This window comes from Herbaspirillum rhizosphaerae (assembly GCF_001189965.1).
In the GTDB taxonomy this organism is placed as follows: Bacteria; Pseudomonadota; Gammaproteobacteria; order Burkholderiales; family Burkholderiaceae_D; genus Herbaspirillum; species Herbaspirillum rhizosphaerae.
The window spans coordinates 67,223-85,512 of record NZ_LFLU01000009.1 but is presented as its reverse complement, the minus strand read 5'-3'; the positions used below and the strand labels follow the sequence as shown (position 1 = coordinate 85,512).

Sequence of the window (18,290 nt, the reverse complement as noted above, 5' to 3'; positions counted from 1 at the left end):
TGTTATTGGTCTGGCCCGGTGTGAAGGCCATTATGCCCATGAACATTCGGCGTGGCAATTTGGTTTCTCAAGGGGAATTACGCCGCGCAGTTACCGGGGAGTTACGCCTGCGTAAATCCGGTGTTGACCGACAGCGCTGCCCACTTGCCCATTTCTTCCTGCAAGGCGCCCGGCGACCTGATCGTCGTGCTGCTTATTTCGGCAGATTCAGGGCGGAAAGACGGTGCGCCAGTTTCTGCTCGCGAAACGCCTCGGTGACGAAGTCGACAAAGGCGCGCGTCTTGCCCGGCAACAGTTTCTGGCTGGCGAAGTAGAGCGAAATCGGGCCGACGTCGGCATGCCAGTCCGGCAGCACGCGCACCAGCGCGCCGCTTTGCAGGTGCGGCAGCGCATGCAGCACGCCGACCAGGCCGATGCCCATCCCCAGCAGCGTGGCATGGCACACCGCTTCGGGGTCGTTGAACAGCATCACCGGTTTTTGCACGGCCGCCATGTCGACGCCGCGGCTGTTGCGCATGATCTGCGTGCGTATCCGGCTGTTCAGCGGCGAGCGCATGGCGACGCAAGGGAAGTCGCCGAGCCCGGCAGGATCTTTCGGCAAACGCTTGCCGCGCAAGAACGCCGGCGAGGCCGCCGCGACGATGTGCACCGGCGCCAGTTCGCGCGCGACCATGCCGGGCGGCAGATCGAAGCCGCCGCCGATGGCCGCATCGAAACCGCCGGCGATCAGATCCAGCGGACGGTTGTCGAAAAACCAGTCGGGCGTTACCGCCGGATAGCGTTCGAGAAACGCCGGCATGAGCGGTAGCAGGTAATCCATCCCCAGGGCTTGCGAGGTGCTGAGCCTGAGCACCCCGGCCGGCTGCCCGGCATTGACGGTGATATCCGCGATCGCGCCCTGGATGCTGTCCAGCCCGCCCTGCACCGATTGCAAAAAGCGCTCGCCGGCTTCGCTCAGCGTCAGCCCGCGCGTGCTGCGCTGGAACAATCGTACACCGAGATTGCGCTCCAGCTGCGCGACGTTGCGGCTCACCGCCGCCGGCGTCAAAGCCAGCCGCCGCGCCGCCGACGAAAAGCTGCCGGTCTCGGCACTGCGCACGAACGATTCCAGATTGGCCAGGGTTTCCATGTTTTACCTTCAAGTAATACTTGAAAGTGATTCTAGTCGATCACGACTAACGCTAGTGGATTCGAAAGCCTAAAGTTCAGTTCAGCAAACCCATTTATCTCCCTGAAAGGAAACATCATGAACATCGCCATCATCGGCGCCGGCGCCATCGGCACTGCCATCGCCCGCCAACTCGCCCGCAACGGCATCGCCGCCTCCATCGCCAACAGCCGCGGTCCGCAATCGCTGCAGGCGCTGACCGACGAACTCGGCCCCAAGATCAAGGCCGTCAGCGTCAAGGAAGCGGCGCAGGCCGACCTGGTCTTCCTGGCCGTGAACTGGGGCCGCATTCCCGACGCGCTCAAGGACGCCGGTCCGTGGAACCAGCGCATCCTGATCGACGCCAACAACGCCGTCGATGCAGCAACATTCAAGGCCGTCGACCTGGGTGGCCGCGCCTCCAGCGAAGCGGTGGCGGAGTTTGCGCCCGGCGCGCGCGTGGTCAAATCCTTCAACCACCTGCTTGCCGCCGTGCTGGCCGGCGATCCGCAAGCGGAAGGCGGCCGCCGCGTGCTGTTCCTGTCCGGCGACGACGCCGATGCCAAGAAGACGGTCAGCGATCTGATCACGCGCCTGGGCTTTGCGCCCATCGATCTCGGCGGCGTGAACGAAGGCCGGGCGGCGCAATTTCCCGGCGGTCCTCTGCCGGCGCTGAATCTGGTGAAGTTCGGCTGATCCGGACCGCCCCTGTTGATTCTCTGCAAGTTCAATCAGATTGCGGAATCCATGTCCGATATGTTGAGAACTGCGGGCTATTTTTCTTGTTGAGGCGGCGTCCTATATTGGTGGCACCGGCGGCGTTGAACACGCCGCTGTCCTCCAACCAGATACGGAACTGTCATGCCCACCTCCTCCGCGCCGGCCGAAACGGCCGCGAGCAAACTTTTCTCGACATCCTCGCTGCGAGCGATGCCTTTGTCCAACCGTCTCGTGGTCTCGCCCATGTGCCAGTACGTCGCCGAAGACGGCAACGCGCATGGATGGCATCAGACTCACTACGGCAGCCTCGCGTTCTCGGGGGCGGGAGCCATCTTTATCGAAGCGACAGCCGTGGAAGCCGGCGGCCGCATCACCCCCGGCGATCTCGGCTTGTGGAATGACGACAACGAGACGGCATTGCATGCGGTTATCCAGAACGTCCGCCGCTATGCCTCGACCAAACTCGTCCTCCAGCTCAGCCATGCAGGGCGTAAATCCTCCAGCGCCGAACCATGGAAAGGCGGCAAGCAGATTTCACTGGAGCAAGGCGGCTGGATCACCGATGCGCCGTCCGCCATGGCACAGATCGACGGCGAACTGCCTCCCCGCGAGCTGGATCATGCCGGTATGGCGCGCATTCGCGATGCCTTCATCGCCTCTGCAAAGCGCGCCGTGCGGCTCGGCGTCGATGGCATCGAACTGCACGGCGCCCACGGCTACCTGCTGCACCAGTTCCTCTCGCCGATCTCGAATCGCCGCAGCGATGAATACGGCGGCTCGCTGGAGAACCGCATGCGTTTTCCGTTGGAAGTCTTCGACGCCGTGCGCACCGTTTTGCCTGCCGGCATGCCGATGGGCGTCAAGGTCTCGGCGACCGATTGGGTGGACGGCGGCTGGGATCTCGAACAGACCATCGCCTTCGCCCAGGCGCTTAAAGAGCGCGACGTCGACTGGATCTCGGCGTCGTCCGGCGGCATCTCGCCCTTGCAGAAGATAGTACCGGCGCCCGGCTATCAAACGCCGTTTGCAAAAGCGATCCGCAGCGCGACGCAGTTGCCGGTGATCGCCGTCGGCCTGATTACCGAAGCGCAACAAGCGGAAGACATCCTCGCCGACGGCCAGGCCGATTACGTCGCACTCGCGCGCGCCATGCTCTACAACCCGCGCTGGGGCTGGCATGCCGCCGCCGCACTCGGCGCCAGCGTGGAAGCGCCGCAACCATACTGGCGCGCACCTCCGGCAGGACATGCCGCGCTGTTTCGCGATACGCACTACGGCGCGCGCTGAATACCTCATCGTTAAAAAAACAGGAAACGACATGAACAATCATTCGGAACAAAACCAGGCGCCGGTGGCCATCGTCACCGGCGCGCTGGCCGGCATCGGCCGCGCGACGGCATTTGCGTTTGCCCGCGCCGGCTATCGGGTCGTGGTATCGGGCCGCCAGAAGAAAGCCGGCGATGCACTGGTCGCCGAGCTGGAAGTATTGGGCGCAAGCGCCAGATTCATCCAGGCCGACGTGCGCCACGAAGCGAAAGTGGGGAACCTGCTCGACGAAACCGTCAGCCATTTCGGCCGGGTCGACGCCGTCGTCAACAATGCAGGCTTCGATGGCCGCTTCGTGCCGATCGCCGAACACGACACGGACAGCTATCACGCCGTCTTCGACGTCAACGTGCTGGGCAGCTTCCTGACCATGAAGCACGCCTTGCGCGTGATGAAGTCGCAGGGATCGGGCAGCATCGTCAACCTGTCGTCGACCATGGGCGTCAAGGGGGCCGTCAACGCATCGCTCTACACCGCCAGCAAACACGCGGTCGAAGGCATGACCAAGGCGGTGGCGCTGGAGGCGGCGCCGTTCGGTGTGCGCGTCAATGCGGTGGCGCCCGGTCCGGTGCAGACCGAGATGTTCAACCGCATCGCCGGCGACGACGGCGGCAAGAAAAGCTTTGTCGAAGGCGTACCGATGAAGCGCATCGGCACACCGGAAGAAATTGCGGAAATGATCGTCTTCGTCGCCTCGGACAAGGTGCCGTTCCTGACCGGTGAAATCATCCGCGTCAATGGCGGGAAGACCGCCTGAGCGGCCTGAGCAGCCCGAGCAGCCTGAACCAGGCCGCGTCGCCCGACCGCTGCCGTTCAGAACGGCGACGCGCCCGCATGCACCTGGCCGATACCGGCCACTTCGTCCTCGATCTGGAACAGGTCTGAAAACTCGCAGCATTCCTGCGCCAGCATCAGGATCGACGAGATGAAGTTGCTCTTGCGTTCGCCGCGGTAGAGCGCGACGTAGGGGATTTCCGGCAAGGCGGGAGTGGTTTCGACCACCTCCAGCGCGCCGCGTTCGACCAGCGAGCGCAGGCACAGATGCGGCAGGTAACTCACGCCCATGCCGGACACCGTCAGGCCGATCAGCGCCACCAGGCTGCTGCAGCTGATGGAATTGGACGGCGACACCACCTGCGACTTGAACCAGCGGTCGTAGATGATGCCGGTGCCCGACTTGTCGCCCTGCGTCAGGATCGTGTACTGCGCCAGCTCATGCATGCGCAGTACGCGTGTGTCAGGCAGCAGGCCCGGCTTGGCCATCCACACGCTCTTGACCTTGCCCATCGGCAGCACCGAGAAGCGCGATTCGGCGAAGGCGTCCGGCACGATGATGGCGTCGATCTCGTCGGCCAGCAGCTTGTCGCGCAGGCTCACGCTCAGATCCACGTCCGGCTCGATCACCACCTTGGGATAGTGCTCGCGCACCTGCTTCACGAGGCGCGGCAGCCAGGTCATTGCGGTCAGTTCGGTGACGCCGATGCGCAGGCGGCGCTCCACCACTTCCGGTTTGCTGAACTGTTCGACAGCGGCGTCGCGCTGCTCCAGCAGACGCTTGGCCACCATCAGCAACTCCTCGCCTTTTTCCGTCAGCCGCGCCTGCCGCAGGTCGCGGTCGAACAAGGCCGTGTCGAAACTGCTTTCCAATTCCTTGATGCGCTTGGACACCGCCGACTGCGTGGTGTTGAGCTTGCGCGCGGCAGCCGCAAAGCCGCCCAGGGTGGCGATCCAGTACAGGGCTTCGAGCTGTTTGAAGGAGAACATGGGAGCGCAGGAGTGAAGTGCATTGAGATGGTGCAATAAGCCGATTGTATTCCTAAAAGAGATGCAAATTGATCATTAAATATCGCTTTTTTTAGTTTTTTGACGCTCCTATTATCAAGCTAACGAGTAGGTACAAAACAAAACGTGAGCCTGAGGAGATCTTCACATGTCTGCATCCCCCTATGTCATCCACCCTGCACCCGCAGTCGCCCCGGCCTCCATGCTGGATGCGCTGCACGGACTGGTGGTGTCGCACCTGAGCGATAACCTGCAACGCCTGTCGGGCGTGCGCGGCCTGCAGCGTCTGCATCCGCAGCGCAAGCTGGTCGGCACCGCCTTCACCGTCAAGACCCGTCCCGGCGACAACCTGCTGATCTACAAGGCGCTGATGATGATGTCGCCCGGCCATGTGCTGGTGGTGGATGGCGGCGGCGATACCAGCAACGCGCTGGTGGGCGAACTGATCATGTTGTACGCCCAGCAGCGCGGCTGCGCCGGTTTCGTGATCGATGCCGCGGTGCGCGACAGCGCCGCTTTCCACGCCGCCGATTTTCCCTGCTATGCGCGCGCCATCGGCCATCGCGGTCCCTACAAGAACGGCCCCGGCCAGGTCAATGTGCCGGTCAGCATCGGCGGCCAGGTGATTCGTCCGGGCGACCTGATCGTCGGCGACGAAGACGGCGTGGTGTCTTTTGCCCCCGATCAGGCCGACGCGCTGATCGCCGCCGCCCGGCAGACCGCCGCCATGGAAGACGCCATCAAGGCCGAGATCGCCAACGGCAAGGTCGAGCAGGCCTGGCTGAGCAAGGTCTTGCAGCCGTTCGGCCTGTAGTTCAGTTTTTCCCTGTTGGTCCCCTCTTTTTCTTTTCTCTTTCACTGGAGCCGCAATTGGACAAGCTTCTGGCAGACCGCCTTTCTGCCGTCAAACCCTCGCCGAGCATGGCCGCCAAAGCCCGCGTCGACGCCCTGCGCGCCGCCGGCCGCAACATCATCGATTTCACCATCGGCGAGCCTGACTTCCCGACGCCGGCGCACATCGTCGCCGCCGGCGTCGATGCGCTGCAATCGGGCCACACACGCTATACCGGCTCGACCGGCACGCCGGCATTGCGCAAGGCCATTGCCGCCAAGCTGGAACGCGAAAACCATCTGCGCTACGGCATCGACGAGATCGTGGTCGGCAACGGCGCCAAGCACATCATCTACAACGCCTTCGCCGCCACGCTCAACGACGGCGACGAGGTCATCATCCCCACACCGTACTGGGTGTCGTATCCGGACATGGTGGCCATCAACGGCGGCACGCCGGTCATCGTCAGCTGCGACGCCGTCAGCGGTTTCAAGCTGACCGCTGCGGCGCTGGAAGCGGCGATCACCGCGCGCACCCGCTGGCTGGTGCTCAATACGCCCAATAATCCTAGCGGCGCGGTGTACACGGCCGACGAACTGAACGCCATCTGCGCCGTGCTGCTGCGCCATCCGCAGGTATGGCTGATGACCGACGAGATCTACGAACACTTCGTCTACGGCGACGCGCAGCATCTTTCGCCGCTGCAAATCGCCCCTGCGCTGAAGACCCGCACGCTGGTGGTCAACGGCGTGTCGAAGGCCTACGCGATGACCGGCTGGCGCATCGGTTACGGCGCCGGACCGCTGGCGCTGATGAAGGCGCTGGCGCTGCTGATGTCGCAAAGCACCACCTGCCCGAGCGCCGTCAGCCAGGCAGCCGCCGTTACCGCCTTGTCCGGACCGCAGCAATGCGTGCTGCAGGGACGCGATCTGTTCAGCAAGCGGCGCGACGCCATCGTGGCGCTGATCAACGGCATTCCCGGCCTGGGCTGCCTGCCGCCCGACGGCGCTTTCTACGTCTTCGTCAATGTCGCAGGCCTGATCGGCAGACAGACGCCGCAAGGTGCGACACTGGCCGACGACGTCGATGTCATGATGTATTTTCTTGAGCAGGCCGGCGTCGCCACCATCGATGGCGCATCCTATGGCCAGCCTTCCTATTTGCGCATGTCGTTTGCGACCTCGATCGAACAGATCGAATCGGGTTGCCGGCACTTGCGCGATGCTGTATTTCAGCTTGTACCTCAGCTGACGTCTCAATAACCTGTCTCAATAATTTGTCTCAGCAATTTCACTAATACCACGGGAGAGATCATGTTCACATTCAAGCAGTCCGCCATTGCAGCGCTCACGACCGCAGTCCTGATGACGCTCAGCGTTTCCGCCAGCGCCGACCAGCTCGCCGACATCAAGCAAAAAGGCACGCTGATCTGCGGTACGCTGGGTACAGCGGAACCGTTCAGCTTTCCCAATCCGTCGACGCGCGAAATCCAGGGCTACGACGTCGACTTCTGTAAAGCCATCGCCAAGAGCCTCAACGTCAAGCTGGAGCTGAAGATGATTTCGGTAGCGGCGCGTATTCCCGAGCTGCAACAGAACCGCGTCGACATCGTCATCGCCAATCTCGGCTGGACGCCGGAACGCGCCGAGCAGATCGCCTACAGCGACGGCTACTACGCCAGCCTGCAAAAGGTCGCCGCGCGCCGCGCTTCCGGCTACAAGAGCCTGAACGACCTGGCCGGCAAACGCGTCAGCGCGACCAAGGGTTCGACCTCGGAACTGGGCGTGCGCAAGTCCCTGCCGACGGCGTCGACCACCACCTTCCAGGATCCGCCGGCGGCTTTCCTGGCGATGCAGCAAGGCAAGGTGGAAGGTTTCGCCGTGTCCGAGCTGATGCTGGTCAAGTTCAAGCAGCAGACTGAAGACAGCTCGCCGATCGACATCCTGGAACCGGCGCTGATGAACGAATACTGGGGCGTCGGCATGCGCAAGGAAGAGCCGGGCCTGATCAAGCACGTCAACGGCGTGCTCGAAAACATGGAGAAGACCGGCGAAGCCAAACAGGTCTTCGACAAGTGGCTCGGCCCCAACACGGCATACAAATTGCAACGCGGCTTCAAGATCGAACCGATCAAGGGTTGAGCAAGACGTAAGCAAGGATTGAACAGCAGGGATGACGATCTGCGCTGCCGCCTGTCCCGGATCATCCGGCCAGGCGGCAGCAACGCAATTGGGGAAGGAATTGTATGAGTACCAAACTGGATTTTTCGGTGCTGTTGCGCGAGGACTATCCGCGCCTCATCATCGAAGGCATCAGCACCATGCTGCAGCTGACCGGCTACGCCTGGATCCTGGCGATGGCAGTCGGCATCCTGCTGGCGCTGCTGCGCATGACGCGCAATCGCTGGGCCGAGCGCGGCGTCGCGCTGTTCGTCGAGTATCACCAGAACGTGCCGATGCTGGTGCAGATTTTTCTCTGGTACTTCGGCGTGCCGACCTTGCTGCCGGACAGCGTGCAGCTCTGGTTCAACCAGCGTCACAGCGAATTCCTGTTTGCCGTCATCGCGGTCGGCCTGTGCATGTCGGCTTATATCTCTGAAAGCTTGCGCAGCGGCATCCGCGCCATTCCCGGTTCGCAGATGGAAGCGGCGCGCGCCCTCGGCCTGTCCTACCTCAAGGCCTCGCGCCTGGTGATCCTGCCGCAAGCCTTGCGCATTGCGCTGCCGACGCTGGTCAGCCACACCGTGCTGCTGTTCAAGAACACCAGCCTGGCGATGGTGGTCGGCGTGGCCGAACTGACCTACGCCACGCGTGAGATCGAAAGCCAGTCCTTCCACACCATCGAGACCTATCTGCTGACCACCGTGATCTATCTCGGCATTTCGCTGCTGATCATGGCCGGCGGCGCGATGCTGGAAAACCGTTACCGCATCAAGACGCGCTGAGGACCATCGTGATCATCGACATCTTTCATATCCTGCGCGACAACTGGACGCTGCTGCTGATCGGCCAGTATCCCAACGGCCCGCTCGGCGGCCTGGCGATCACGCTGATCCTTTCCGTGGCCGGCCTGCTGCTGGCCTTTCCGGTGAGCGTGCTGCTGGCGCTGGGACGCGTGAGCCCGCTGGCGATCCTGCGCGCGCCGGCCATCGCCATCATCTATACGGTGCGCGGCGTGCCGCTGGTGATGTTCATTTTCTGGGTGTACTTCTTTGTACCGCTGCTGATCGGCACCACCATTTCCGGCTTCACGACGATGCTGGTGACGGTGGTGATCTATGAAGCCGCGTATCTGGCCGAAGTGATCCGCGCCGGCATCGAGGGCTTGCCCAAAGGCCAGGTCGAAGCATCGCGCGCGCTCGGCATGAGCTATCTGCAGACCATGTTCAAGATCGTACTGCCGCAGGCGCTCTACAACATGCTGCCGGCCATGATCAGCCAGTTCGTCTCGACCATCAAGGAAACCTCGCTGGGCTATGTCATCAGCGTCAACGAACTGACCTTCGCCGCCAACCAGATCAACAGCACCCTGCTGACCAAACCCTTCCCGGTATTCGTGATGCTGGCGCTGATCTACTTCGTGCTGTGCTCGCTGCTGACGCAATTCGCGCGCTGGCTGGAGCGCCGCATCGCCCGACGCCGCAGCGGCGGACCGCGCACCGCAGCAGCGAGCGTCGCCAACGACGCAGGCAACAACACGGTCGCGGCGACCACCGCGGCCTGATCAATCTCAATGGAATCGACACCATGACGACATTCTCCGGCAACACTGCCACAGACAGTACAAACAGCATGATCAGCTTCGATCAGGTCAACAAATGGTACGGCGCCTATCACGCGCTGGCCGACGTCAACGCCAGCGTCGCCAAGGGCGAAGTGGTGGTGGTATGCGGTCCCTCGGGCTCGGGCAAGTCGACCCTGATCCGCACCGTCAACCGGCTGGAAGACATCCAGAAGGGCAAGATCGTGTTCGACGGCCAGGATGTGCATGCGCCAAAACTGAATCTGAATCGCTTCCGCGCCCGCGTGGGTTTTGTGTTCCAGAGCTTCAACCTGTTCCCGCACCTGTCGGTGCTGGACAACATCGTCATGGCGCCGGTCAATGTGCGCGGCAGCAAACGCAGCGAGGCGCGGGTGCGTGCTTTGGAACTGCTGGAGCGTGTCGGCCTGGCCAGCAAGGCCGAATCCTATCCCGGTCAATTGTCCGGCGGACAACAGCAGCGTGTGGCGATCGCGCGGGCACTGGCCATGGATCCGCCGGCGATGCTGTTCGACGAACCGACTTCCGCGCTCGATCCGGAAATGGTCGGTGAGGTTTTACAAGTAATGAAGCAACTTGCGCGCGACGGCATGACCATGATCTGCGTCACGCATGAAATGGGCTTCGCGCGCGAAGTCGCCGACCGCGTGTGGTTCATGGATCAGGGGCGTATCGTCGAGACCGGCGCGCCTGAGGATTTTTTCCTGCGTCCGCAAAGCCTCCGTGCGCAAAAATTCCTGTCGGATTTGCGCGCGCACTGACCCGCAGACGCGCACGGCAAAACGCGCTACATTGAGCGTTCTTTTCCCACTGCAAGGAACGCCCATGTCCAGTCCAGCCATCGAAATCAAGCGCGACCAGTCGCTCGCCATGCGTCACGTCGTGCACGTGCGCAACCACCTCATCTCGGTTGACGGCGCGGTGGAAGAAGGCGGCGACGACGCCGGCCCCAATCCGCATGATCTGTACGATGCCGCGCTCGGCGCCTGCAAGGCGCTGACGCTGGTGTGGTACGCCAAGCGCAAGAACATCCCGGTGGAAGACATCCAGGTCGCCATCACGCGCGACAACAGCGAAGAGCGGCAAGGCACCTATCGCCTGGCGGCGGCGATCAGCCTGAGCGGCGACCTTACCGACGCGCAGCGCCAGGAGTTGCTGGCCGTGGCCGAGAAATGCCCGGTGCAAAAACTGATGACCAGCGTCAAGACCGAAGTCACCACCACGCTGGCCTGAGCTTTGTCAGTCCGGCCCACTGCACAAGTCCCGCACCAGCCCGCGCACCCATTTGTGCACGGGGTCGGCATGGCGGCGCGGGTGCCAGCTTTGCGAGACTTCCACTTCCGGCGTCGCCAGCGGCAGCGGAAAAACGTGCAAGTCCAGATGCTCCGTGGCCCAGCGTGCAAACCTCGCGGGCGCGGCGGCGATCATGTCTGAGGACGCCGCCATCATCACCGCCGACTGAAATCCCGGCGCCACCAGCCTGACCTTGCGCCGCATGCCGCGCGCCGCCAGCGCATCGTCGATCGGACCGCTGTCGCTGCCGGTGCGCGAAGCCGCAATATGCGGCCACGCGATGAAACCGGTGAGGCTGACCTTCTTGCGCGCCAGCGGATGGCCGGCGCGCACCACGCCGACGAAGGGCGTCCTGAACAGCACCTGGTTGTGCAGCTCTTCCGCCATGTCATCGTCTCCCGGATGCAAGGCCCCGATCTCCAGGTCGACCAGGCCGTCGCGCAAGACGCCGACGTGCTTGTCGGCGCGCGGCGAAAAGCGCAGCGTGATGCCGGGCGCTTCCTGCGCGACCCGTTGCGCCAGGCGCGCGGCCCAGGCGCCGGCGAAGCCGTCGTTGGTGCGCAACACCAGCGTGCGCTCCACCGTCGACAGATCAACCTCATCGGTCATGAACACCTTGCGCATCTGTTCAGCGAGGGCGTCGATCTTTTCGCGCAGCTCCAGCGCGCGCTGGGTCGGCACCAGCCCGCGTCCGGCCGGGACGAACAGCTGATCGCCGACCGCCTCGCGCAAATTGGCGAGGCGGCGGCTCATGGCCGGCGCACTCAGATGCAGGCGTTTGGCCGCACCGACCACGCTGCCTTCACGCAGCAAGGCTTCGAGGTCGAGCACCATGTTGAAATCGAGATCGCGCATGACGGTTGCTCCTGCGGGTGATGGTTTGCGGTATCGGCAAAAAAGAATTGTTGCGGGGTGCATGCCGTGTTGACTACTTCACAGATTGCACTGATGAACTGCAACAATATCACTTTATGCATGCATAGCAATACCGCAGGATAGTGCAAAACCTCAAGGAGTCATCATGTCGAACAACACTTCTTCACTTGCGCCATCCGCAACATCTGCAACATCGGCCACATCGGCGCCCGCCGGCGGCATCCGCTTCTATCTCTTTCCGCTGGCGGCGGTCTGCATCTGGAGCGGCAACACCATCATCACCAAGGCTGCGTCCACCGCAATCGAACCGGCCGCCATCGCTTTCTATCGCTGGATGCTGGCGGTGCTGGTGATGACGCCCTTCCTCGGGCGCGAAGCATGGCGGCAGCGCGCGGTGGTTGCGGCTCACTGGCCGCGCCTGCTGCTGCTCGGCGCGCTGGGCATGGCGATGTACCAGGGGCTGGCGTATGAAGCGGCGCGCACCACGTCGGCGGTCAACATGGGCGTGACGGTGGCGCTGATGCCGCTGGTCTCGGCCTGCCTGAGCAGCCTGTTCGCCGGCGAGCGCCTGTCGTCGGCGCGTATCGCCGGCGGCGTGTTGTCGCTGCTGGGCCTGGCGGTGCTGAGTTCGCACGGCGATCCGGCGCGGCTGTTCAACGGCGGCGTGCATATCGGCGACGCGCTCATGCTGATTGCGGTGACCTCCAACGCCTTCTACGGCGTGCTGCTGAAACGCTGGGCGCTGCCGCTGTCGACCTGGGTGCAGCTGTATGTGCAGGCGGCGTTCGGCAGCCTGATCCTGCTGCCGTTCTGGCTGGCGGCGCCGGCTTCGCCGCTGACCATGCAGAACCTGCCGATGGTGATGTATGCGGGCCTCTTGGCCTCGATCGGCGCGCCCTTCATGTGGATGAACGCGATCAAGCATCTGGGCGCCCCGCGCAGCGCCTTGTTCGCCAACCTGATTCCGCTGCTGGTGGCGCTGGCGGCATGGGCGCTGCTGGACGAACAGCTGCACGCCTATCATGCGCTGGCCGGTGCGCTGGTCCTGATCGGTGTGGCCTGGGGTCAGCGCGGCGGAGGAAAAGCCAAATGAAGAGGCGATGAAACGCTGCGGCTGATCTGTCCCCCCTCGATCAGCCGCAGCAAGATACAAGTACTAGGCAGCGCGTTCGATCAAACCCTGCAACACCGTTTCCAACCCGACCACGCCCTTGCGCGTGCCGTCGCGGCCCGATGCAAAATCGATCCAGCCTTCGTTGAAACCGTCCAGCATCTGCATGCGCGGCAAGGGATTGCGCATGCCCTGCGAGCGGAATACGTCGTCCCAGGTGAAGCGCGGCACGGCTTCCGTTTTCACCTCACGTCCCAGCAGCTTGCCGAAACAGGCGGCGATCTCCAGCGGAGTGATGCGTTTCGGCCCCTCCAGCTCGACGATGCGTATGCCGCTCCATTGTTCCAGCAGCAGTTCCGCCGCCACACTGCCGACGTCGGCGGTCGCCACCATGGGCACCGGCTTGTCCAGTGGTTGCAGGTAGCTGGGGATCACGCCTTCGCGCGCCGGCGCCACATCCCAGACGGCGTTTTCCATGAACCAGCCGGCACGCAGGAAGGCCACCGGCAGCGGCAAATCGCTCAAGGCTTCTTCCAGCAGGCCGAGCTGATTGAGCAAATTGGTCTGCGTGGCGCGCGCACCGATGGTCGACAGGCAGACCACCTTGCCCGGCTTGGCCGCGAGCAAGGCCGCCTTGATGGAAGCGATGGCGGCGCGCGCTTCCGGATAGCCTTCGCTCGGGTCGAAGGTCGGCGGCAGTAAGATGAAAACGCCTTCCATGCCGGTGAAGGCGCGCTCCAGCGCGGCGCTGTCTTCCACTGCGGCCAGAGCCAGGTCGCATCCCTGCGCTGCCCACGCTGCGCCCTTGGCGGCGTCGCGCACAACGGCGCGCACCGATTTTTTCTGATTCAATAATTGACGGGCGACAACGCCGCCGACCTGACCGGTAATTCCTGTGATGGCAAACATGGCTTTCTCCTGATGATTTCAACGTTGAAATAAACACGCAGCAAACTGCTGGTTGGAGTGGATTCTCGGGCCTGGCGACAGGTTTTGCGATAGCATCAATGGCATTTCATAAGTGCTGAAATGTCACTAATGATGCCGGCATGCATGCCGGACAATAGCCGCGAGATATCAATGGGAGAATCGGTATGAGCTTTGACGAACGCACCCTGAACGGCATGAGCGTACTGGTCGCCATCGTCGACGGCGGCAGCTTTGCCGCGGCGGCGGACATCCTCAACATGTCGCCGCCGGGCGTGAGCCGCGCCGTGGCCCGGCTGGAGACGCGGCTCGGCATCCGCCTGTTCGACCGCACCACGCGCTCGGTGACGCTGACCGACGAAGGCCGCCGCTTCTATGAACAGGTGCAGCCGTTGCTGGCCGGGCTGGAAGACGCGGCCACCGCCGCCTCCGAAGGCGTCAGGACCGTGCGCGGACGTTTGCGCATCAATATCGACCCGTTCTTTTCGCGGCTGTTGCTGGGACCGCAGTTGGGCAATTTTCTGGAACGCCATCCGCAGCTGGAGTTGGACCTGGTCACGCGCGACCGTCTCGGCGACATGATCGGCGACGGCTTCGACCTGGCGCTGCGCTTCGGCCATCCCAAGCCGTCGACGCTGGTGGCGCGCAAGCTGTCCGACTCGCGCATCATCACGGTGGCGGCGCCGTCTTACCTCGAACGCCATGGCCGCCCGGCGACGCCGCAGGATCTGGAAAAGGGCCACGTCTGCATCCTGTTCCGCGAACCGGAAAGCGGCCGGCCGTTTTCATGGGAATTCCACCGCGGCCGCAAGAAGCTGGAACTGCACCCCACCGGCCAGCTCACGCTCAACGATGCCGGCACGCTGTGGAGCACCTGCCTGGCCGGCTACGGCATCGCGCAGATGATGGATATCGGTTCGGCAGGTTTCCTGGCCGACGGCAGCATGGTCGACCTCTTCCCCGACTGGCCGGACGAGCGCTACCCGCTGTATGCGCTCTACCCTTCGCGCCATCACGTGCCGGCCAAGACGCGGGTGTTCCTGGAGTTTCTGAGTACGGTTGTACAACAACAGGCCTGACAAAGCGCGAAAACCGGACATAAACCGCGTATTCTCTCTAAAAACAGGATTGCTTCCACAGCATAACGGCAGGGAGGATGCCTTGAGCCGATCACGCATCATCGTCGTCACCGGACTGGCGACCATTCTTTGCGCCACGCTGCCGCTGGCCAGCATGCTGTATTTTTCCTGGAAGCGCGCCGTCAGCGAAGAACAGGCCCGGCTCGCGGTCTATGCGCAACGCGCCATCCTGCGCAGCAACATCTCCCTCGACGAAATCCGCTCCGCACTGCATGCGCTGGAACCGCTGACCATGCAGCCCTGTTCCGAACAGCACATCGCGCGCATGCGGCAACTGACCGTCAATACGCGCTCCATCGAAGAGGTCGGTTACTTCGAGCAAGGCGTGCTCAAATGCACTTCCTGGGGACACGCAGAAAAATACGCCACACAGACGCCCATCGATTTCGTCACCGCCGACGGCATGCAAGTGAGTCTGCGCATGATGCCGGCGGTCACCCAGGGCAACACGATGGTCGCCTTCCACTATGGCTCGCACAACGTACTGACCGTGCCGTCGCGCTTTGCCGATGTGATCGTCGAACCGGGCATCCAGCTGGCGACCGCCACCGACCAAGGTTATGTGCTGGGCGACCTCAACGGCCCCGATCCGCTGCTCATCCGCGACATCATCGCCAACCCGGTCAACAGCATCGACGACGACAACCTCATCGCCACCGCCCGGGGTTCAGGACTGATTGCAGTGGCGCTGGAGCCGCGCAGTTTCCTGTTCCAGCGCCTGCATCGCCAGCAACTGATGCTGCTGCCGGTCGGACTGCTGATCGCCGCACTGATGATCGCCGTGGTGATCTGGGCCGTGCGACGGCGCCTGTCGCCGCTGGGCGAGTTGTCGCTGGCGGTCAAGAAGCGCGAATTCATCGTGTACTACCAACCCATCATCGAACTCGAGACCGGCCTGTGCATCGGCGCCGAAGCGCTGGTGCGTTGGCAGCGTCCGGACGGCAGCATGGTCAGGCCCGACCTGTTCATCCCGCTGGCCGAAGAGAGCGGGCTGATCCTGCCCATCACCGACCAGGTCATCGCACACGTGGTCGCCGACCTGCGCGCCACGCTCGCCGCCGAGCGGCATCTGCACATCGCCATCAACCTCAGCGCCGACGACATCAAGACCGGACGCGCGCTGACTTCGGTGCAGGCCGCGCTGAAGCACACCGGCATCGAGCCGCAGCAGATCTGGCTGGAAGCCACCGAGCGCGGCTTCATGGACGTCGACCCGGCGCGCATCACGCTAACCAAAGCGCGCGCTCTCGGCCACGCGGTCGCCATCGACGACTTCGGCACCGGCTATTCCAGCCTGTCCTATCTGCAGAGCCTGCCGCTGGATTCGCTCAAGATCGACAAGTCCTTCATCGACACCATCGGCACCGATTCGGCCACCAGCAGCGTGACGCCGCACATCATCGGCATGGCCAAGACGCTCAAGCTGAAAATCGTCGCCGAAGGCGTGGAAACGCAGGAACAAGCCGACTACCTGAGCCGGCACGAGGTCGAATTCGTACAAGGCTGGCTATACGCCAAAGCCATGCCCGCCGCCGAATTCATCGCTTACTACCGGCACAATCTTGCCCGGCATCGAGGCGAAACAATCACGACCGAGCCGCCAGTACCGGTATCGCTCGGCGACGACCCGCCGACTTCAGGCTGATGTCAAGCCGGCCGGCTCGTGCGCTGTCCGCACGGATTCGCTCTATCCGACTTTGACGGACAATAGACGCCGGCAGGCAAGTCATGCATCGCGGTAATGCCTTTGGCCCCAAAAGGTAATTCCAAATCGGACCACCCTCTTCCATACTTGGCCGCACAAAAATCGCGGCGGCATGATCCGCGCGCGATGTCAGACACGATAAAAATACCGACAAGAAATCCAAGGAGACAAGGCCATGCTGCAAGACAGAGTGGAAACACCCGGCGCCGCCGGCGCATTCGCCAACCCGGAGACGGCAGCATGAGCGCCTCCATCGACATCGGCAAGACCCTCGACGACGGCGTCTTCACCGCGATGCAAAAGTTCGTAGTCTGCCTGGCTGCACTGTCCATCGTCATGGACGGCTTCGACGGCCAGCTGATCGGCTTCGCGATTCCGGTGCTGATCAAGGAATGGGGCATTACCCGCAGCGCCTTTGCACCGGCGGTTGCCGCCGGGCTGATCGGCATGGGCATCGGCAGCGCCTGCGCCGGTTTGTTCGCCGACCGCTTCGGCCGCCGCTGGGCCATCATCGGCAGCGTGCTGATCTTCGGCACCGCCACCTGCGCCATCGGCCTCGCGCCCGACGTACTGACCATCGCCATCCTGCGCCTGATCGCCGGCTTCGGCATCGGCGGCGCGCTGCCCAGCTCCACCACCATGACGGCGGAATTCACACCGTCCAAACACCGCACCGTTGCGGTCACCGCCACCATCGTCTGCGTGCCGCTGGGCGGCATGCTGGCAGGCCTGTTCGCCGGCGCGGTGATGCCGCTGTACGGCTGGCGCGGTTTGTTCTTCATCGGCGGCGCGCTGCCGCTGGTGCTGGCCGTGCTGCTGATCCTTGCCTTGCCTGAGTCGCCACGCTACCTGGCACGCCGCGAACAACGCTGGCCCGAACTGCGCAAGCTGCTCGCGCGCATGGCCCGCAACGTCAACGCCGCCACCGGCTTCACCGACATGAGCGAACAGAAAGCCGAACAGCGCCTGGGTTTCCGCGCCCTCTTCAGCGACGGCCGCGCACGCGACACCATCGCCATCTGGTGCGCCTTCTTCATGTGTCTGCTGGCGGTGTACAGCGCCTTCAGCTGGCTGCCCACCATGCTCGCCGCCGAAGGCCTCAACGTCGCCATCGCCGGCGCCGGACTGACTGCCTACAATCTGGGCGGCGTCATCGGCGCACTGGCCTGCGCCGTTGCGATCACCCGCTACGGCTCGCGCGGCCCGCTGCTCCTGTGCAGCATCGGCGGCGTCGCCAGCGCCTTGCTGTTGTTGGGCGTGGATGCCTCGCACGCCACCGGCCTCTTCATCTTCGGCCTGGGTCTGCACGGCCTGTTCGTCAACGCGGTGCAATCCACCATGTTCGCGCTGTGCGCCTACATCTATCCAACGGGAGTACGCGCCACCGGCACCGCATCCGCCCTGGCCTTCGGCCGGCTGGGTGCGATTCTCAGTGCGTTTGCAGGAGCGATAGTCATCACCGGCGCGGGCGCCAATGGTTATCTGGTGATGCTGGGAACGGCGATGGTGTTTGTGTTGGGGGCGTTGCTGGTGGTGCGGGGGCATATTCCGAGTCTTTTTAAAGCTAAAGTCGCCGCCCCGAGGGAAGTCTTAAAGGAAAGCCAATGAATATAGTTCAATAATATTTATATTGGATCGAGACATCTATAGAATAGCGAGCCGACTAAATTACT

General features: G+C 63.2%; 18 protein-coding genes. 14 read left to right on the top strand and 4 right to left on the bottom strand.

All coding sequences use genetic code 11. The features are described from left to right. Positions 1 to 193: 193 nt before the first annotated feature. Positions 194 to 1,129 (bottom strand): LysR family transcriptional regulator, encoded by a 936-nt coding sequence (locus tag AKL25_RS13970; RefSeq protein WP_050478301.1) that lies wholly within the window; start codon positions 1,127 to 1,129, stop codon positions 194 to 196. A gap of 117 nt (positions 1,130 to 1,246) precedes the next feature. On the opposite strand from AKL25_RS13970, the gene AKL25_RS13965 reads away from it, so the two are divergent. The 3 genes from AKL25_RS13965 (at position 1,247) to AKL25_RS13955 (ending at position 3,950) form a co-directional block, all read left to right on the top strand. Then, entirely contained in the window at positions 1,247 to 1,843 is a 597-nt protein-coding gene (locus tag AKL25_RS13965) for an NADPH-dependent F420 reductase (protein ID WP_050478300.1), read from the top strand. Positions 1,844 to 2,008: 165 nt separating this feature from the next. After that, entirely contained in the window at positions 2,009 to 3,154 is a 1,146-nt protein-coding gene (locus AKL25_RS13960; RefSeq protein ID WP_050478299.1) for an NADH:flavin oxidoreductase/NADH oxidase, read from the top strand. A 31-nt stretch (positions 3,155 to 3,185) separates the two neighbouring features. Further along, positions 3,186 to 3,950, top strand: coding sequence for an SDR family NAD(P)-dependent oxidoreductase (locus tag AKL25_RS13955; protein ID WP_050478298.1), 765 nt, complete (start codon positions 3,186 to 3,188; stop codon positions 3,948 to 3,950). Positions 3,951 to 4,006: 56 nt separating this feature from the next. On the opposite strand, the gene AKL25_RS13950 is transcribed toward AKL25_RS13955, so the two are convergent. Further along, the gene (locus AKL25_RS13950; RefSeq protein ID WP_050478297.1) at positions 4,007 to 4,957 is read right to left on the bottom strand and encodes a LysR family transcriptional regulator; all 951 of its coding nucleotides are present in this window, start codon (positions 4,955 to 4,957) and stop codon (positions 4,007 to 4,009) included. Positions 4,958 to 5,123: 166 nt separating this feature from the next. Here AKL25_RS13950 and AKL25_RS13945 point away from each other — a divergent pair, with 166 nt between their 5' ends. The 7 genes from AKL25_RS13945 (at position 5,124) to AKL25_RS13915 (ending at position 10,799) form a co-directional block, all read left to right on the top strand. After that, positions 5,124 to 5,789, top strand: coding sequence for an RraA family protein (locus AKL25_RS13945; RefSeq protein ID WP_050478296.1), 666 nt, complete (start codon positions 5,124 to 5,126; stop codon positions 5,787 to 5,789). A gap of 56 nt (positions 5,790 to 5,845) precedes the next feature. Continuing rightward, positions 5,846 to 7,069 carry a pyridoxal phosphate-dependent aminotransferase gene (locus AKL25_RS13940; protein WP_420840713.1) on the top strand — a complete coding sequence of 408 codons (1,224 nt, stop codon included), beginning with the start codon at positions 5,846 to 5,848 and terminating at the stop codon, positions 7,067 to 7,069. Between the two features lie 51 nt (positions 7,070 to 7,120). Further along, entirely contained in the window at positions 7,121 to 7,948 is an 828-nt protein-coding gene (locus tag AKL25_RS13935) for an ABC transporter substrate-binding protein (RefSeq protein WP_050478294.1), read from the top strand. A gap of 104 nt (positions 7,949 to 8,052) precedes the next feature. Continuing rightward, complete coding sequence (locus AKL25_RS13930) at positions 8,053 to 8,751, top strand: amino acid ABC transporter permease (RefSeq protein ID WP_050478293.1); 699 nt, start codon at positions 8,053 to 8,055, stop codon at positions 8,749 to 8,751. Positions 8,752 to 8,762: 11 nt separating this feature from the next. After that, positions 8,763 to 9,530, top strand: a complete 768-nt coding sequence (locus AKL25_RS13925; RefSeq protein ID WP_050478391.1) for an amino acid ABC transporter permease — start codon at positions 8,763 to 8,765, stop codon at positions 9,528 to 9,530. A 68-nt stretch (positions 9,531 to 9,598) separates the two neighbouring features. Continuing rightward, positions 9,599 to 10,327: an amino acid ABC transporter ATP-binding protein gene (locus AKL25_RS13920; RefSeq protein WP_050478390.1), complete on the top strand. Its 729-nt coding sequence runs from the start codon at positions 9,599 to 9,601 to the stop codon at positions 10,325 to 10,327. Positions 10,328 to 10,391: 64 nt separating this feature from the next. Then, the gene (locus tag AKL25_RS13915) at positions 10,392 to 10,799 is read left to right on the top strand and encodes an OsmC family protein (RefSeq protein WP_050478292.1); all 408 of its coding nucleotides are present in this window, start codon (positions 10,392 to 10,394) and stop codon (positions 10,797 to 10,799) included. 6 nt (positions 10,800 to 10,805) lie between these two features. Here the strand turns inward: AKL25_RS13915 and AKL25_RS13910 are convergent, their stop codons facing one another. After that, on the bottom strand, positions 10,806 to 11,714 hold the full coding sequence (locus AKL25_RS13910) for a LysR family transcriptional regulator (protein ID WP_050478291.1): 909 nt from the start codon (positions 11,712 to 11,714) through the stop codon (positions 10,806 to 10,808). A 166-nt stretch (positions 11,715 to 11,880) separates the two neighbouring features. Here AKL25_RS13910 and AKL25_RS13905 point away from each other — a divergent pair, with 166 nt between their 5' ends. Further along, positions 11,881 to 12,828 (top strand): DMT family transporter, encoded by a 948-nt coding sequence (locus AKL25_RS13905; RefSeq protein WP_050478290.1) that lies wholly within the window; start codon positions 11,881 to 11,883, stop codon positions 12,826 to 12,828. Positions 12,829 to 12,891: 63 nt separating this feature from the next. On the opposite strand, the gene AKL25_RS13900 is transcribed toward AKL25_RS13905, so the two are convergent. Continuing rightward, positions 12,892 to 13,755: an NmrA family NAD(P)-binding protein gene (locus AKL25_RS13900; RefSeq protein ID WP_050478289.1), complete on the bottom strand. Its 864-nt coding sequence runs from the start codon at positions 13,753 to 13,755 to the stop codon at positions 12,892 to 12,894. A 185-nt stretch (positions 13,756 to 13,940) separates the two neighbouring features. Between AKL25_RS13900 and AKL25_RS13895 the strand changes: the two genes are divergently transcribed. The 3 genes from AKL25_RS13895 to AKL25_RS13885 all read left to right on the top strand — a co-directional run bounded on the left by AKL25_RS13895 (position 13,941) and on the right by AKL25_RS13885 (position 18,225). Further along, positions 13,941 to 14,852 carry a LysR family transcriptional regulator gene (locus tag AKL25_RS13895; RefSeq protein WP_050478288.1) on the top strand — a complete coding sequence of 304 codons (912 nt, stop codon included), beginning with the start codon at positions 13,941 to 13,943 and terminating at the stop codon, positions 14,850 to 14,852. Positions 14,853 to 14,934: 82 nt separating this feature from the next. Further along, positions 14,935 to 16,557, top strand: a complete 1,623-nt coding sequence (locus tag AKL25_RS13890; RefSeq protein WP_050478287.1) for an EAL domain-containing protein — start codon at positions 14,935 to 14,937, stop codon at positions 16,555 to 16,557. 300 nt (positions 16,558 to 16,857) lie between these two features. After that, positions 16,858 to 18,225: an MFS transporter gene (locus tag AKL25_RS13885; protein WP_050478286.1), complete on the top strand. Its 1,368-nt coding sequence runs from the start codon at positions 16,858 to 16,860 to the stop codon at positions 18,223 to 18,225. Positions 18,226 to 18,290: the final 65 nt, after the last annotated feature.

Excerpts from the sequence above, each read along its gene's own strand:
- AKL25_RS13955 (WP_050478298.1), top strand. The coding sequence starts at position 3,186 with ATGAACAATCATTCGGAACAAAACCAGGCGCCGGTGGCCATCGTCACC.
- AKL25_RS13970 (WP_050478301.1), bottom strand. The coding sequence starts at position 1,129 with ATGGAAACCCTGGCCAATCTGGAATCGTTCGTGCGCAGTGCCGAGACC.
- AKL25_RS13885 (WP_050478286.1), top strand. The coding sequence starts at position 16,858 with ATGAGCGCCTCCATCGACATCGGCAAGACCCTCGACGACGGCGTCTTC.
- AKL25_RS13900 (WP_050478289.1), bottom strand. The coding sequence starts at position 13,755 with ATGTTTGCCATCACAGGAATTACCGGTCAGGTCGGCGGCGTTGTCGCC.
- AKL25_RS13910 (WP_050478291.1), bottom strand. The coding sequence starts at position 11,714 with ATGCGCGATCTCGATTTCAACATGGTGCTCGACCTCGAAGCCTTGCTG.
- AKL25_RS13930 (WP_050478293.1), top strand. The coding sequence starts at position 8,053 with ATGAGTACCAAACTGGATTTTTCGGTGCTGTTGCGCGAGGACTATCCG.
- AKL25_RS13895 (WP_050478288.1), top strand. The coding sequence starts at position 13,941 with ATGAGCTTTGACGAACGCACCCTGAACGGCATGAGCGTACTGGTCGCC.
- AKL25_RS13945 (WP_050478296.1), top strand. The coding sequence starts at position 5,124 with ATGTCTGCATCCCCCTATGTCATCCACCCTGCACCCGCAGTCGCCCCG.
- AKL25_RS13960 (WP_050478299.1), top strand. The coding sequence starts at position 2,009 with ATGCCCACCTCCTCCGCGCCGGCCGAAACGGCCGCGAGCAAACTTTTC.
- AKL25_RS13950 (WP_050478297.1), bottom strand. The coding sequence starts at position 4,957 with ATGTTCTCCTTCAAACAGCTCGAAGCCCTGTACTGGATCGCCACCCTG.
- AKL25_RS13905 (WP_050478290.1), top strand. The coding sequence starts at position 11,881 with ATGTCGAACAACACTTCTTCACTTGCGCCATCCGCAACATCTGCAACA.
- AKL25_RS13935 (WP_050478294.1), top strand. The coding sequence starts at position 7,121 with ATGTTCACATTCAAGCAGTCCGCCATTGCAGCGCTCACGACCGCAGTC.
- AKL25_RS13920 (WP_050478390.1), top strand. The coding sequence starts at position 9,599 with ATGATCAGCTTCGATCAGGTCAACAAATGGTACGGCGCCTATCACGCG.
- AKL25_RS13965 (WP_050478300.1), top strand. The coding sequence starts at position 1,247 with ATGAACATCGCCATCATCGGCGCCGGCGCCATCGGCACTGCCATCGCC.
- AKL25_RS13915 (WP_050478292.1), top strand. The coding sequence starts at position 10,392 with ATGTCCAGTCCAGCCATCGAAATCAAGCGCGACCAGTCGCTCGCCATG.